Below are 16,522 nucleotides of genomic sequence, written 5' to 3'. Positions count from 1 at the left end.
TTTAACGCTCCATTAATCCGTTTAAATTTTCTTTTTCATTGGTGGCAATCGCCAATTCTCGCTCAATGCGCTTTGCCTCAATTTCCGCTCGAACGATGGCTTGTTTGGTTTGTGCAATGGCGTTTTGAATTAGGAGATAATCTTCAATTTTCGATTCGCCACCTTCAAAGCGTGCTTTGACTAATTTCATTTGCTCTTCTTGCGATTCCAAAATGGCGTATTGCAATTTTAGGAGTTCAAGACTTTGCAGGTAGTCGAAATACTTGCTTTCAACCCAAGTGCGAAGAATGCGCTTTTGCTTTAAGAGTTCATTTTCAATGACACGCTTTCCGGCTTCTGCCCCAGAAATTCTGCTCGGTAGGGTGACAAGTCCTTCGAGATCGAGGCTAATATTGACCCCAAGCGTTGGAATGATGCTTCCTCCGTTGTAATCGGGGTTTGTGGGGAGATTGAGAAACTGAACGCCAAAGCGAAGATTTGAAAGCCAATGCATGCTTTCTTGAAAAGTCTTTTCTTCCGCGACAGTGATTCCCTCACGAAGCCCCTCCAAGAGGTATGAATTCTTATACGCCGCAATGACCAAGGAATCAACGGTCATTCTATCTGATTTTGAGACAATCTCTTGATACGGTCTCGTTTGAGATTGCAATTCAAACGAAGCAGTAAGAACGAGCATGATCCAAAGGGTGAATCGAAATTGAAGTTGCAAGCGCATTACACATTCTCCTTTTGAAACAATGCAGGAATGGTTTTGAATATGAGTTTGATATCAAACCAAAAACTGCCGTGCTTTGCATAATGATTGTCTAAAGCAATTCTTTCTTCTTCGCTCATATCGCCTTTTCCGCGTTTGGTCACTTGCCAAAGGCCGGTAAGCCCGGCAGGCGCGTAAAACCGTAGAATGGTATCATCAGTGGTGAGTTTTTCCGCTTCATAGATGGGAAGCGGCCGATTGCCAACAAGCGACATATCGCCTCGGAAAATATTGATGAGCTGCGGCAGTTCATCAATGCTTGTATTGCGAAGGAAACGACCAAGCGGTGTGATTCTCGGATCATCTTTTAACTTGAAAAAAACTTCCTTTTGAGCTTGCTTCCGCACGGCGGTTAAGTCCTTTTCATCAATCATTGTGCCATCGGGTTGGATAAATATCATTCCTTGAGAGTCAATTTCTAAGGATTCATCTTTGAAGGCATTCGATGGTTCGTTGTTAGAATTTTGTTCGCTGTATAAGTTGAGATGCTTCAGTGACGCGAGCTGAGTTTCAGCATTGGTAAACATTGTTCGAAATTTGATGAGCTCAAATATCTCCCAACCTCTCCCTACGCGCTTTGAAAAGTAAAACACAGGTCCATCAGAACTTAATTTGATGATTGCTGCAACAATCAAAAAAAGAGGCGAAAGTACGAGCAAGGCGGTTCCTGAAACCAAAACATCAAACCCACGCTTTAAGAGAGGGGTTTTTACCTCAGTAACTTCAAGTTGCTCTTGGTGAAGCGCGTCCCCTCTCTGCAAAAAGAGAAGACCAATATTTGATTCTGTGGTCATATAATTTTTTACAGTTGACATGAATGAAATATTAAATGATTAGGCAGCGACATGCTTCGTGCGTTTCAAAAGATTTTGAATTCGGGTTTGCAATTCTTCCGGATTAAAGGGTTTAATCACATAATCATCAGCACCGGCTTTAAGGCACTTAATTCGGTCGGCGCTGGTATCGCGGCTTGAGAGCATAATGAGCGGAACGTTTTTAAATCGTGGATGTGCGCGCAAGGCTTTAATAAATTCATACCCATCAAGATTTGGCATCATCAAATCTGCGACGATGACATCAGGAATCACGTTGGGAAGAGAATTGCTTCCATTTTTTGGTTCTTCTTTGTAATGAGAGGCCTCTTTTATAAAAGTTTCAACTTGGTGAAGGTATTGAAGCGCCTCAATGCCATCGGTGCAGCTGAAGACATTGAAGCTTTTGCGAAAGTATTGCTTCAAGACACGAAGCATCATTGGTTCATCGTCGATTAATAGAATATTGTATTGCATTGTTTTTATGATTTAGTGTTTACGATTTTGATTCTTTGAAATCATTGTTAAGAACGATGCAAAGTACGCGGCATTATGAGCGATAGCAGTTCCTCTTCGATGATTAGGCAATAACTCTCGATGAATCGATTGAGATGCTCGTTTAATCAATCAGAGATTTACAGCATCGAGCTTATTTCAAAGAAAGAAGGTGAGAAATATTGAGTACGAACAAATCAAACTGAATGAAGGGTATTCAGAAATTGAGAAGTTGCATTGAACCAGAAAAAAGGGAAATTCATCGATGAAAAAGGCTGTTTCGTCGATTCTCGATTCATTCTTGCGATGATGAATTATAGCTTGAAAAAATTCATTCAATACTATGTACATCACAAGCGCAACAAAAGAATCAATCCTTGAAGCCATTCTATCACTTCGATTACAGAAAAGCGAAACGGTATTTATTGGCGTAGCAGAAGGCGTAGAGCTAAACCTCCACGATTTAATTCAAACACTGAATCAGAGGCAGATACCCTTTTTTGGAGGGCTTTTTCCCGCGGTCATTGGTGATGGAGAGAAGCAAGATCTGGGCGTTATCATTAAGCGAATAGCGACTCATCACAAGCCGATTGTAGTTGAAGATCTTGCGAATGCCAATGTTCATTCAATTCAGAGAAAAATTCAATCAAAATCGATTGAGCACAGCGCTTTTTGTTTTGTTGACGGCTTAGCGGATTCTATCACATCATTTCTTCGTAATTTTCAATCTGCAATGGATTTACCCCTAAAAGTGATGGGCGGCGGCGCCGGGTCGTTATCCCTTAAACGAAAGCCTTGCCTTTTCACGAACGAAGGACTTTTTGAAAACGCGGCCATCATTGTATTCTCGTCGTTAGAAATGGAAATCGGTGTTCGCCACGGTTGGCATCCGATAAGCGATCTTATGCTGGTAACGAAATCGTACAAAAATGTGATTGAAGAGTTGAATTGGCTTCCTGCATTTGAAGTTTACAAACACTTCGTTTCGAAAGTAGAGAGAATAATGGTTGAAAAAGAAAACTTCTTTGGAATCGCCAAGCACTATCCTTTGGCGCTTTGCCGGGAAGTGGGTGAGGACTTGGTTCGCGACCCGATTATGGTTGGAAAACATGATGAGTTAATTTGCGTTGGAGAAGTGCCTCAAAATGCCGCTTTGAGATTGCTCAATGGAAACGAAGAATCATTGGTTCAGGCGGCGTCGCATGCTGCAAGAGCAAGCCTTCGCCAAAAAGGTACGCCGGCGGATTCTTTGGTTATTGACTGCATTTCGAGAGCGTTATTTTTGGAAGGAAAGTATAAAGAAGAAATTTCTGCGATTTCGAAAGTTTTAGAACAGACCGTAAAATCCGATTACATTGAGGGTGTATTAACATTAGGTGAAATTGCCTCTCACGGAGACGGGCTTATTGATTTTTACAATAAAACCATTGTCATTGGAACACGTTATGATAAATGATCCTCGCGAATCCACACCCATCGTTCAAGAAATATCAACCCTTTACGAGGTATCACTTTCGATTGGTAACTCCCTTGATCTTGAAGAAAATTGTTCCTCATTTATCTCTGCATTGCTCTCACGGCAAGCATTTATTTCTGCCTCTGTATGGATTGATTCAAAATATTTGGGCGGAGATAAACTTAGTATTTCAAAAAGTTCACTCATTAAAGTTTATTCTGCCCCGTTACCACTTTCCGAGATTGATACCCTGCCTTACACACATCCTTTGGTTCAAGAATTAGGCGACGCTGATTTTTTTGCTTATTCAAATGAAGAGGCAAGCCGCAAATCGCTTTTCTTAGATCGAACCTTGGATAAAGGGTCTTTGCTTGTTTTCAAACTTGATCGAATTGGGATTCTCAAACTTCGCTACGCGTTCAATGACATTTCATTATTGCTCCCGAAAAAGCTACTCAGTGTTGTAAAGAAATTTTCGGTCTCTTTAGAGGCCTCGATTTCACATGCAAAGTTGGTTTCTGAGGTTCGTGAGAGAAAATTGGCACAAGCCGCGCTTTCAAGAAGCGAAACGCTTTACAAAACGCATGTCGCCAATTTTAATGCAGCAGTATTGGTTGAAAATAAAACCCGCAATATTGTGCTTGCCAATGAAATGTTTTGCGAGCTCTTTTCAATCCCATTAAAGCCGGAGCAAATTGTGGGATTAGACTGCACCGATGCTGCTGAAAATTCTAAACATCTCTTTCTGTACCCGGAACAGTTTGTTCATAACGTAAAAGCCATTGTCGAGAAAAAAGAACAAGTTATTAATCAAATTGTTGATTTCGCTGATGGACGCGTGGTTGAGCGTGATTTTATTCCAATTATCATTGATGGTGAATATGAAGGACACCTTTGGATTTACCGTGATGTTACTCTAAGACTAAAAGTAGAAAAAGCGCTGAGACTTCAAAATTCAATCCTTAATGGGGTTGCAAAAGCCGCTGAAAGAATTTTAAAGGATAAAGACTTGGATAAAGCTATCCAATTCTCGCTTAGCGTGATTGGTAAGGGTGCCAATGTCGATCGTGTTTACATTTATGAAAATGTAACAGGTTCAAATAGCGAAAATAAATTGATGCGCCGCCGATATGAGTGGAATAATAGTGACTTAAAACTCGCGAATGATTCAACGATTCCGGAGGAATATGACTATTTCCCAACTTTTAGCCGTTGGTACACTGAGCTTTCGCAAGGGAATACCATTGGCGGAGTCGCGAAGTTTTTTCCAAAACCTGAGGCTGAGATTTTGAATCATAGGGGGGTGAAATCGATTATGATTGCCCCCATATTTATTGACAAGGAGTTTTGGGGGTTTATCGGGTTTGATGTCTGTAATGATGAGCGTCAATGGTTTGGTTCTGAAGATTCAATTCTCAAAGCAGTATCCAATATTCTTGGAACTGCGATTCGAAACAACCGCTTTGAAAAGGAATTGAATGAATTGAAAAACTTTTATGAGCAGGTGCTCAATACAATGCCAGCTCAATTGGCGGTATTTGATGTCAATAATCGATACAGATTTGTTACACCAAGCGCTGTGGCTAATAAAGAGACACGCCAATGGATTATTGGAAAAACAAACGAGGAGTATTGCCAATATCGCGGGCTTGACTTGGCCATTGGCACCAAAAGAACCGCCTTGCAATTGGAAGCAACCCGAGCTAAAAAGAATGTCTCTTTTGAAGAAGAAATCACTACCAAAGATGGAAGAACACTTCATTACTATCGTCAAATTACCCCTGTAATTAATGAACACGGAGAAGTAACAGATTTACTTGGATTTGGGCTTGATATTACTGCCCTAAAGGAGGCTGAAAAAGATCTTAAGAATGCCATTCAAGTGGCAGAGCAATCCAAGCGTGCGAAGGAAATGTTTTTGGCAAATATGAGTCATGAAATTCGCACTCCGATGAATGCGATCGTCGGTCTCTCGAATCTTTTGCTTGAAACCCCACTATCAAATGAACAAAGGCACTTTCTGAAAACCATTAAGCAATCGTCGGATAATCTCTTGGTGATTATCAACGATATCCTTGACTTATCAAAAATAGAAGCAGGTAAAATGGAAATTCTCTCTCAACCATTTCAATTGCATAGCCTTATTGATAACATTACAAATCTATTGAAGCCTAAGGCGATAGAAAAGAATTTGGGATTCAATTGCAATATCGATCAAAATATTCCTGAGTATCTCATCGGCGATTCCACGCGCATTTATCAAATTCTCACCAACCTTTTGAGCAATGCAATAAAGTTTACAGAAAAGGGGAAAGTCACATTAGAGGCGGTGTTACTACAAAGCAAAAATGAGCGGGCATCGATTCAGTTTAAGATTCGTGATTCCGGAATCGGCATTGATGAACAGCATTTGGATTCAATTTTTGAAAGCTTTTCTCAAGGTAATCTTGATACAGCCAAACGATTTGGCGGAACAGGGCTGGGTTTATCCATTGTCAAGAATTTGGTTGAGCTTCATGAAGGAAAAATTGAAGTTGAAAGTAAGATTGGTGAAGGGTCGGTTTTTACGGTCACCCTGAATCTCCCGATTACCAAAGGACTTTCAAGCCCATTTTCAAATCACGACTTCCCCAATGGCAGTTTGGAAGGCCTGAAGATTCTTTTAGTTGAAGATAACTACATCAATCAAGTTGTGGCTTCACATACTTTAAAGAAATGGAAAATCAACCCCGATATTGCTTCAAACGGCGAGGAGGCGATTATTAGAGTTGAAGCCGGTGAATACGACCTCATTTTAATGGATGTACAAATGCCGGGGATGGATGGCTACGCCACAACTCGAAGCATTCGACAGTTGAAAAATCCGAGAAAAGCCAATGTGCCGATTCTTGCAATGACAGCCGGTGTTCTGACCGAGGAACGAGAAAAATGTTTCGCTGTTGGGATGAATGAATACATTTCAAAACCCTTCAATCCTGATGATCTCTTTTATAAAATTTCCTCACTGACGGGTATTGAATCACATAAACGAGATGCCCCAAAAAAAACAACTTCCTCTATTGAAGAGGGAGAGAATCACGAAAAACTCAATCTTGAAAATCTTGAAACTTTTGCAGGTGGTGATGTTGAATTCATCAATGAAATGATTGATCTGTTTCTCACACAAATGCCGGCTCAAGTGGATGCTTTAATCAAGAGCTATGAAGAAAAAAATTATCAAATGCTAAAGAGTATTGCTCACAAAATCAAGCCAAACTTTCACTTGATGGGGTTTCCTGAACAAAAAAATGTACTTTCTGAAATAGAAGAAATTTGTGAAAATGAAAACTTCATAGATTCCCAAAAATTAGATCAAAATCTCATCAAGTTTAAGAACCGTTTAAGCGCTTGTTATTTGCTCTTAAATAATAGACTCCATTCAAAATAAGAAAGGCAGTCCTAAAACTGCCTTTCTTCTCCTTTTGAAATAATCTTATCGATACAGATTTGCCGCTTGCCTATAGCCAGCCTTTGATAAATACCAATCTTGAAACAATGAACCTCCCGATTCAGCCCAAATTGAAAATCGTAAATAACTCCGTGTGATATCTCTTTTTTCTATCGGGTATTCAAACTTCACGGGAATATGAATTGCCCAAGGCAAGCCTCGAGATGTTTTGTAACTGCGTGATGGCAAAAGGGTGTTGTCGTTACCCGTGCCGAAAAGGCTCGTATTCATTAAGTCTGTCGGTTGCATATTGGGCAAATGAACTTCATAGCCGCGCTGTTTATTGACAAAAATAAATGGGTTGAAAGGCGAACTTCCCAACTCCGAAACAATTTGTGGTGTGCTAAAGGAAATTCTAAGCTTTGTTGTATCCGGTGTAATGAATGGTGACCCTTCCTGTGCATTAACTGTGTAAAAGCCCGCGGGTGGCGCAAGTTTTCGAAAGGCATTATCATAAGCAATAATCACCGCTTTTGATTGGCCCGCTTCAGTTCCATTTTCGTTTCTCGCAATGAAATTCTCAGTTATGTTTTGCCCTGTGATGTTTGAAATACTTGAAGGGGAAACACCAAGCTGAAATCCGAACCCGTTTTTGAATATCCCGCCAATTGCTCTTGTAATGATGGTTGATTTCATTTCAACGACGCGGTTTTGAGCATTGGTCACAAGGTGATGATTGTAATCCACCACAAGGTCGTTGAAATCGTAGTCACCTTTAACAGGATACAAGTCTTCAAAGCCAAGTGACGCAAAAGCATTTTTTGCGGGAGCATATACATTGAAGGCGCGCGCCGCATCAGTAGGATATTCATCCATATAATCAAATACCCCATCGCCGTCAGAATCAATGGCCTCTTGAACCGAATCCAAATCCTCAGTGATGACGGCGGTGTATGGATTCGCAGTTACATAAAAAATGGCATCATTGAAATCATTATCGCCGCCGGGTCGAGAAGTATCCTCAAAGCCCAAGAGTAAAAGTTGGCGTGATTCATCTTTCAAAAGAATAACATGCTGGCGAAACTGAGCGGTGGTAAAAGCATTAAAGTCTTTTACCGAGTATTTGGTTTGGACACTGCCTGCATTGAGAACACTTCTTGTATTGGTTTGCCACGCGTTAGGTACCAAAAACCAACCGATTCCGGTGCCGGCTTTGAAGTTGCCTAATTTTACTTTATCTCCGGAGCGAAGCCCACCACCGCTACCGATATAAGAAACATTGGGAAATACTAGCGTAAGCGAATCGATGTCATTTAACGATTGGGGCGGATTGCTGAGTTCATAAGTGAAAAATCCAAGGGCATTCACCCAGCCGGCGCCTTCATGAACGAATGTGACAAATACCTCCGCGCTATCTTGCAAACGCGTGTTCATATCAATATCTCGAAGATATTGTGGATTGAAAGTCGGAACCGGCCGAGTTTCAGGTAACGATGCGTTGATGTCATCCAAAAGATCTTGTGAAACATTATCTCTTCCCAAAAGATAGTTTGGTACGCCTTGCCCATTCCAAGTCCCTAAAAATCGATAGGTAAGCGCGGTGAGGGTTGCCGTTGGCGTCGCTTCAAAGGAAGAATGCAAAGTAACTTTTTCACTCACAAATGGATTTTCAATGGCATTTTCAGCAATATCACCTTCACAGACGCCGCCACGAATTTCAAAAGCTGAATAATTTGGTAAACCAAGATATTCGGTCTGAACATAAATTTCCTGAACCCAATTTGGTACGGTGATTTTAGTATCAAACTTACCGTTTGCATCTGTTGATCCGGAGCCGAGATGAAGTGGCTCGCCCTCTTCCCCAATCATCAGTAAAGAAAGCTTCACTTGCTTTAAGGGCGATCCCGTACCATTCTTGGCACTGATGTGAAGATTGACGGTTGAAACCGTTTCGAAATTGAAAGTGGCCGGAATCGTTAACTCTTCCGTTGTTTTATTTGAAGCAGTCATCTCAGGTTCTGTTTGAGATGAGCACCCAACAATCCATAAGAGGATGAGTAAAGCAATCAGTTGTTTTTTGAGAAGTATCATAAGTTGCGAATTAAAGATTAACAAGACATCGCAAACATATTTTCATCGGTGAGATGTAATTCGGGGAATTCGATAAGTGGGCATGAATCATCGATTAAAGACGAAGTCAGCCGATAAAAAAGATTTGGTGTAAGAAATTGACGGTGGAATGAAGAAGAAGCACTTCGTGATGACCTCGCTAAGTGATAGAAGTATTCAACGAATTGGGGTTTTGCAAGAGAAGAAAAATAAGGGGAAAATGCAAACGGCGGCTTAAGTCATTTTCAAACGCGCCTTTAAAAGAGGCCAGTAAGAATCAGAGATTGGGATAACCTTGCGGTTGATAATAATGGTAGAATCTTGAATTGCATTGATTTTATCAAGCCTGACAATAAACGAGCGATGAACCCGCATAAATTCAGCGCTCAACTTTGATTCCAACGCTTTCATTGTTGAAAGCATCATAAAACTTTCCGATTCTGTTTGAATCACCATATAATCGGTATCCGCTTCAATCCATAAGATGTCACGAAAATCGACTTTAATCATTGCATCTTTCTTTTTAACAAAAAGATATTGCGAGTCACTTGGGTTTGACGCCTGTTCCTTTTCAGACTCTAATTCTGCCTTGACTCGATCAATGGCTTTAAGAAATCGTGGGTATTGAAAGGGTTTGACAAGATAGTCGGTGACTTCGTAGTCAAAGGCTTTGACGGCATAGTTTTCGTGGGCGGTGATGAGAATAATCTTCGGTTTGTATGAAAGGCTGCTAATAAAATCAAGCCCCGACATTTCAGGCATTTCGACATCGCTAAAAATCAATTCTACTTTCTCTTTCGAAAGAAAATTGATGGCATCAAGCGGATTATCAAATTCCTGAACCAAATTCAAAGCGTCGAGCTTTTGAATGGCCTTAACAAGAACCTTGCGAAAGATGTCGTCGTCATCAATGACGATACAGCGAATAGCCATAGAAGATTGATTGATCGTTCTTATAAGTTACAAAAAAGACGACCTGTTTCAGATCGTCTTTTATCTTTTCTTATCGAATAAATATTCAATGAAGCAAAGTTAGCAGAGAAATTCACATTAAGTGAGCAATACTTCACGCGCCGAGCGCTCCCACAAAACGCTTTGAGATTTACGAAAATATCGAAACCAACCAAGCACCACCGCATAGTTCATCACAAGGAAGTAAAATGGGATGAAAAACGGCTTAAACCGAAGCTTCCTCTTTTCAAAGAGATAGCCTAACAAACCCAAGAGATAAAAGCCACATTGCAAAATCAAAAGCGCCTTAAAAATTAATCCTTCACTTAACATGAGATAAAGATTCATCGGAAAGAGAAGAAAAAGTGCAAAGGGCGTTAAACTCCATCGAAGCATCCGATGAGAAATGAACTGCCACCATAGTTTTGGGGCTTCGAATGGGTTTAGAAAGTCTGCCAAACGAAGAATTGATTGAACCCCACCCGTTGAGATTCTCACCTTTCGTTTAAATTCTTCACGAATGTTCTCTGAGGCTGTTTCAAGTGCATACGCTTTCGGTACATACGCAATTTTGTAACCACATTTGGCAATCTGCATTGAGATCATAAAATCATCGAGCAAAGTGTCATTCGGAATCGGATGAAAAAGCTCTGTGCGAATTGAAAAGAGTTCGCCCGCAGCGCCAACCAATGAGTAGAGCTCAGCATCCCACTTTTTAAGAAGTGATTCATACTTCCAATAAATCCCTTCACCGGCACTGCTTGCCCCCGATTTCTCGCTACTGGCTATTCGCTTTTCCCCCGAAACTGCGCCGACTCCGGGGTCTTCATAAGCTTGTGCAAGCTCAAGCAACGCATCGTCATTCAGCATCGAATTCGCATCGCTGAAAACGACAATAGACGTTGTCACAAAGCTCATTGCACGGTTTAATGCGGCGCTTTTCCCTTCACGACGGTCTTGATGCAAGAGCGTTGCTCCCGCATATCGTTTCACCAATTTTGGTGTTTCATCAGTAGAGCCATCTGTAACAACAATGACAGAAAGATTGGAAAGCGGATATCGAAGTGCAAAAGTATTTCTGAGCTTCTCTTCAATTACCGAGCTTTCATTATAAGCAGCGATAATCATTGTCATGCGTGGCGTATAAGCAAGCCTATCAGACATCAAATTCCCAGAAGTCGGCGCATTCATTCTTGGAGAGAATTGATAATAAAGGTACTTCGCAAGCCGCTTCACTCTTACAACAACATACAGTAGAAGGCCATAACCGAGATAGGTATAAAAGACAAGCCCAAAGAGCGCAGCAAAAAGAATGATAAAGAAATCGTTGTTCATCGAGGTGCAAGTGTTTTTTGAGAAAGATTTTGAGAAAGATTCAGATGCCATTGAAACAAGGTGCGGTATGTATCGAGCGATTTTCGAGCACTGTCATTACCCCTCAGCGACTGAATCCAATAAATTGTAAGCCAAAAGAAAATTCCGATGATCGAGCGTAGCCGATAAAGTGTAAAGTCAAGTGTGGAGTAATGCTTCCGGAGAAAGAGATAAAAGCTTTTATAATTTTGAATGAACATTTCAGCACGGTGCTGTTTGGAGCTTTGCTTTTCAAGGTGCGTGATTACTGCTGAAGGGAGGTAAACATTTGCCCATCCGGCCTTTTTGATTCGATAGCAGAGATCGATTTCCTCGGCATAAATCCAAAATTGTTCATCAAAGCTTCCAATTTCTTTAAGGATTGAATGCCGAATCATTAACGCAGCGCCTTTTGCCCAATCGATTTCCCTTATGGTATCATGATCTTCAAATGCATCGGTTTTTAAGAATTGAGAAGCGATTCGGTTATCGAAGAGTGTTCCAAAAAAAGAATAAAATCTATTGATTGAGCGCTGCAAGCTTCCATCCGCATTCAATAATTTCGGCGAAACGAGCCCAACTTTTAGATGAGAGTCCAAATACGCGATAAGCGTGTCAATACTCCCTTCATGCACAATGGTATCAGGGTTTAAGAAAAAAATGTATTCTCCCCTCGCAAAAGGCATTGCAAGATTATTGCCTGCCGCGAATCCCACATTCACCGAGCTTTGTATCATGTGAACCAATGGAAACTGCTCCCGAACAAGGGTAGCCGTATTATCGCCGCTCGCATTATCAACAGCAATAATTTCAAAACGATTGCGAACGGTATTCATGACGCTTCGTATGGCTTCAAGCAGCAACTTTGGGGTTCGGTAATTGACAATAATCACCGAGACCTTCGGCGCTTCAAGTGAGGAAGGAATCGTGTTAGTGATCATAATTTCACCCACTCCTTTCGTGAGTCATCATAGCGTTTAATAAGCCTTGCGGGATTTCCAACTGCAACATGAAGCGGTGGAATTGATTTCGTAACAGTGCTTCCCGCTCCAACAACAGAGTGTTTGCCAATGGTAACCCCTGCTGCAATACTCACATTCGCTCCAATCCAGCAATCATCCTCGATTGTGATTTTATTCGTTTTTACTGCTTGCAATTTGATGGGAATCTCAGGCGATTCATACCCGTGATTCAAGCCTGAAATCACCACATGCTGTGCTAGGATGCAATTATTCCCTATTTCAACTGGGCCTATGAGAACATTCCCGATTCCCACGCGAGAACCTTCACCAATACGAACCTCTCCAACCCCGTTATTAACGGTGGCAAAATCTTCGATGATGGATTTTCTCCCGATGCTGAATGGATTGAATGGGAAAAGATCTCGGCGCACTGAGCTTCGAATAGTTGCTTCTCTTGAAATGCGATGGAAAAGAGGATTCACAATCAGCCGCGAAATAAGGCTCGGCCTTGCCTCATTGGGTTTCACCAGAAGTCGGTGAACCCATTGCTTAATGGCCGGATGTTGATTCAAATAGTATTTAAGTTTCATCGTTGATAAGTTTAGTTGACACAAAACTATACCATCCTTTGAGGCGAAAGGGGAAGAGAACGATGAAGGGGCGATAAATGTCGATGAAACGGATGATGCGGGAGATAAACGAAACGAATGAAGAGTAGAAGGGAGAGAGAATTATAAAGTAGTAGAGTTCAGCACTGCTTTTGAAAAATGTGCTTTTGGCATATCAAGTATGGCGTCAAAGGCTTTTGCGCGTTCTTCCCAAGTATTACTTTCAGCGACTTTTTTTCTTGCCTCAATTTTCTCATTTGAATTTTCACTTAAGGCATTAGATACAGCTTTAATCAATTCCGTTGCTGAATTCGCTTGATAAATCACCGACTCAAAGTCGCTGAGATTGGCAAATGAAGTGCTAACTACAGGCTTTCCTGTGGCCAAATACTCATTGATTTTTAAGGGGTAGATGTATTTCGTCAATTCACTTTTTTCAAAAGGAATCAAGCAAACATCGGCGTGGGAGAGATACGTAGGGAGCGCCTCATAAGGTTTTGAACCAAGAAAATGGACATTGGAAAGTGTGTATAATTTTTCTCCGGAAAACTTCGCTTGATCAATGGGGCCAATAAAAACGAAATTCCAAGTCGGTTCAAGGGTTGCGGCTTCGTAGATCATTGCATAGTCAAGCCGAAGACCGATATTCCCTGAATAAATAATTTTCACGCCTTTTATCGATTCCAAATCTTCCGGAATTGCTGTTGATGTGGTTTTTGAGAAAAGTGAAAAATCGGCGGCATTTGGCACAAAGCATGAATGCTTATTATATCTGCTCATTCGCTCTTGTAGGGCACGTGAGGTTGAAATGGTGGCATCGGCAACACATGCAAAATCCGCCTCTGCCTTTACACCGTGTCGGGCGATATAGTTTTCTCCTTCAATCAAATCAACACAGTGATAAAATTTTCGCACGACTTGTTTAGTGCTATGGATGTGTGAAAATTGAGGAAGAAAGGAATTGACATAATGAAACTGTTCAACTTGATAGTGTTCTAAGGTCTCATCAATCACGCGCCAAATGGCTTTTTCATAAAAGGTGCGCATTGCATTATAAATCAATCCGCTTGGCAATGCATTAATTGGAAAAATCACGGGCGGCGAAATGGCAATAAAGTTTTTGAATTCCGGAAAGGGAGTCAAGAATGGCGGAGCCTCGCCTTTCCATATTTTCAAACGGCGTTTTATCTGAGCGTTCTGCTTCAGTCGGTCTTTTAGCGTAAAGGGATTATCGACATAAAACACCAATCGATCTTGCGAAAGGACTTTCGCCATTTGACAACTTGTGGAGGCATAAGGCCCGTCCCAACGCGGTAAGGCGTGCATGACAATCGGTGTTTTCATGATGATTTGTAATGAGATTGATATTTCAGTTCTGCCTTTCGAAACTTTGGAAATAACTTGATCAGCGAAATCCACCAAACCACATTTAAAGCCACGCCTTGAAAAAATAGTCTTGGACGAGCAACGTATTTGAAGTGCGATTTCAAATGTCTGAACAAATGAATCAAGAAAACCTCTTTATAAATCGTTACCCACGGACTACTGGTTCGATGCGTTTGATACAACTTTTGATTTTTATAGAAGAGCAAAAATTCACTTTCTAAAATCCGCATCCGCTTTGCCAATTTTGAAAACGCTTCTTTGCGAGGAGGATGAATAATGTGAACACTCGGCTCAAATGAAATTTCCCCTAAGGCTTGAATTCGCCACGCAAGATCCGCATCTTCATTGTGAGCAAAAGGAAACGAGGTATCAAACCCACCAACAGCTTGAAATGCCCATTTATGAAATGCCGCATTGCAAGTGGGAAGCGCAGGATGCCCAAAGTGATTTTCAATTTGATGAGTGAGCGGCGTCTTTTCTTCTTTGTAGGTTGTCGTTTTCCCTTGGATACCGATAATGGGTTTTGTTTCTAAGGTTTTAACAATTTCCTTGAGCCAATCTCTCGAGGCTAAACAGTCGTCATCAGTAAAAGCGATAAACTTTCCTTTCGCCTGCAAGACGCCGTTATTTCTTGCTGCGGCAGGGCCGGAATTGGCTTGCTCAAAAAATGCAAGGTTCGTCATAATGCGCTGCATCGCCCTGACAACCCGCGCCGTACCATCGGTACTGCCATCACTAACGACAATTACTTCATAATCGGAATTTGGTAACGATTGACCTTGCAGCGTTTGTAGCAAGTCTAATAAAGACTCGGCGCGGTTGTAAGTTGGAATCACGACGGAAATAATCGGTTTCATCACAGTCTGAAATCAGGTTTAATAAAATTGGTTGTAAGTTTCTTTTGAACTAAGGGAAGTAATTCTTTCAGTGAAACGATGCTCTCAATTGCAGCATCTTCAAGTTTCAAAGAGAGCTCTTGAATGAAAATTTTTCTCATGTGTATAAGGCCAATTATCTCCGCAAGAAATGCGCCCAAGAGAACCCCATACATCCCGAAAAACAACATCCCGATTAAAGAGAAGAGGATTGTGAAAGCGCTGCTTTGATAAACCAATCTTGCCGCTTCTTCAGGCTTTCCAAGAAGCATCATCGCGCTGCCAAACGCATTCCCGATTGGGCTTATAACGCCCGCTAAAATTGAACCACCGATGACAAGTGGAATAGCGCCTGAAAATGCAGACCCGTGAATCAAGGGAACTGCAAGGGCAATGGACACGATGAAAAAGGGAAGGGCAATGAGATTCACGGCCGTGATTCGGCTGATCCATAAATGAAGTGACAATTGAATGGAACGGCCTGATTTCATTGTTTCCAGAAGCTCAGAAAGCACAATCGTTTGTAGAGCAGAGTTTGGAAATTGAACCAACTGAACATATCGCTGCGATAGACCAATCAACGCTGTTTCCGCAAGGGTGAGAATCGATGCCGATAAAAATACGCCAATCCGATTGGCAAGTGTGCCTGAAATCTCTTTCAACGCACCTTCTTTTCCAAAACTTATGATTTGCCTCATAGCCACAAGCATTTCCCAAATTGATACTGATTTGGCTTTATGCTTTTCTCTTACTTTCGATTGATATCCATTGAAAACCGCGAAACCGCCAAGGCTTAACAGGAGTGAAGCCGAGTGAATGAAGAGCAAATGATAAAGCGCGCGAGGCTGAGTTGATATAAGAAAAAGCCCACCGGCATAAAGAACGATAAAGGATACATTCGTCACAAAAACCCAATCAAACTGCTTTTTCAATTGAAATAACTGAATCCGAAATCTGAAAAACGCAGCAAGCGGTCCTAAAACGCCATACCATTGCATGAGCGATTTTAGTGCGGCATCTTTAACAAAAATCGAACCCAAAAGCATGAGGCCAGTCAGGGCCAATTCAAATAGCACAATGAATAGGCGATAAAGAGGCAGTCTGTTTTCCTTTTCAAGTCGATTTTCGGCTGAATCACGAATAAGCGAGGGGCTAAGCATGCCTTCTCGAATTTTTGTGATTAAAAAAGTAAGCGCTGTAAACACGACCCACGAGCCCGATTCAGAGGCTGTGTAATGTTGAGTCACAAAAGCCAGCGTTCCAAAACCTAAGATGATTTCGAAAGCATTGTTAAAGATTGCCCAAAGGATATTGCGAAATGGTATGTTCACAGA

13 protein-coding genes are annotated in these 16,522 nt (G+C 41.4%); 2 read left to right on the top strand and 11 right to left on the bottom strand.

Annotated elements, in window-relative coordinates; genetic code table 11:
* Position 1 precedes the first annotated feature (1 nt).
* From SFU91_06385 to SFU91_06375, 3 genes are read right to left on the bottom strand one after another with little or no spacing between them, the layout of a single operon-like run.
* Positions 2–715, bottom strand: coding sequence for a TolC family protein (locus tag SFU91_06385; GenBank protein ID MDX2128647.1), 714 nt, complete (start codon positions 713–715; stop codon positions 2–4).
* Positions 715–1,569, bottom strand: coding sequence for a sugar transferase (locus SFU91_06380; protein MDX2128646.1), 855 nt, complete (start codon positions 1,567–1,569; stop codon positions 715–717). The genes SFU91_06385 and SFU91_06380 overlap by 1 nt, the downstream gene beginning before the upstream one ends.
* An 18-nt stretch (positions 1,570–1,587) precedes the next feature.
* Positions 1,588–2,043: a response regulator transcription factor gene (locus SFU91_06375; GenBank protein MDX2128645.1), complete on the bottom strand. Its 456-nt coding sequence runs from the start codon at positions 2,041–2,043 to the stop codon at positions 1,588–1,590.
* 361 nt (positions 2,044–2,404) lie between these two features.
* Here SFU91_06375 and SFU91_06370 point away from each other — a divergent pair, with 361 nt between their 5' ends.
* Entirely contained in the window at positions 2,405–3,517 is a 1,113-nt protein-coding gene (locus SFU91_06370) for an FIST N-terminal domain-containing protein (GenBank protein ID MDX2128644.1), read from the top strand.
* On the top strand, positions 3,507–6,944 hold the full coding sequence (locus SFU91_06365; GenBank protein ID MDX2128643.1) for an ATP-binding protein: 3,438 nt from the start codon (positions 3,507–3,509) through the stop codon (positions 6,942–6,944). Before SFU91_06370 ends, SFU91_06365 begins: the two co-directional genes overlap by 11 nt.
* Before the next feature lie 45 nt (positions 6,945–6,989).
* Here the strand turns inward: SFU91_06365 and SFU91_06360 are convergent, their stop codons facing one another.
* The 8 genes from SFU91_06360 to SFU91_06325 all read right to left on the bottom strand — a co-directional run bounded on the left by SFU91_06360 (position 6,990) and on the right by SFU91_06325 (position 16,519).
* Positions 6,990–9,035, bottom strand: coding sequence for an LruC domain-containing protein (locus SFU91_06360; GenBank protein MDX2128642.1), 2,046 nt, complete (start codon positions 9,033–9,035; stop codon positions 6,990–6,992).
* 252 nt (positions 9,036–9,287) lie between these two features.
* Positions 9,288–9,986 carry a LytTR family DNA-binding domain-containing protein gene (locus SFU91_06355; GenBank protein MDX2128641.1) on the bottom strand — a complete coding sequence of 233 codons (699 nt, stop codon included), beginning with the start codon at positions 9,984–9,986 and terminating at the stop codon, positions 9,288–9,290.
* 117 nt (positions 9,987–10,103) lie between these two features.
* Entirely contained in the window at positions 10,104–11,339 is a 1,236-nt protein-coding gene (locus SFU91_06350; protein MDX2128640.1) for a glycosyltransferase family 2 protein, read from the bottom strand.
* Positions 11,336–12,298, bottom strand: coding sequence for a glycosyltransferase family 2 protein (locus SFU91_06345; protein MDX2128639.1), 963 nt, complete (start codon positions 12,296–12,298; stop codon positions 11,336–11,338). Before SFU91_06345 ends, SFU91_06350 begins: the two co-directional genes overlap by 4 nt.
* Positions 12,295–12,909, bottom strand: coding sequence for an acyltransferase (locus SFU91_06340; protein ID MDX2128638.1), 615 nt, complete (start codon positions 12,907–12,909; stop codon positions 12,295–12,297). Before SFU91_06340 ends, SFU91_06345 begins: the two co-directional genes overlap by 4 nt.
* A gap of 141 nt (positions 12,910–13,050) precedes the next feature.
* Entirely contained in the window at positions 13,051–14,271 is a 1,221-nt protein-coding gene (locus SFU91_06335) for a glycosyltransferase (protein MDX2128637.1), read from the bottom strand.
* A complete protein-coding gene (locus SFU91_06330) occupies positions 14,268–15,170 on the bottom strand; it encodes a glycosyltransferase family A protein (GenBank protein ID MDX2128636.1) in 903 nt (300 codons plus the stop codon). The genes SFU91_06335 and SFU91_06330 overlap by 4 nt, the downstream gene beginning before the upstream one ends.
* Complete coding sequence (locus SFU91_06325) at positions 15,170–16,519, bottom strand: hypothetical protein (protein ID MDX2128635.1); 1,350 nt, start codon at positions 16,517–16,519, stop codon at positions 15,170–15,172. The genes SFU91_06330 and SFU91_06325 overlap by 1 nt, the downstream gene beginning before the upstream one ends.
* Positions 16,520–16,522 lie beyond the last annotated feature (3 nt).

It is taken from the genome of Chloroherpetonaceae bacterium (assembly GCA_033763895.1).
Lineage (GTDB): Bacteria > Bacteroidota > Chlorobiia > Chlorobiales > Thermochlorobacteraceae > JANRJQ01.
The sequence above is the reverse complement of the archived record's forward strand: the minus strand, read 5'-3'. Positions and strand labels throughout refer to the sequence as shown.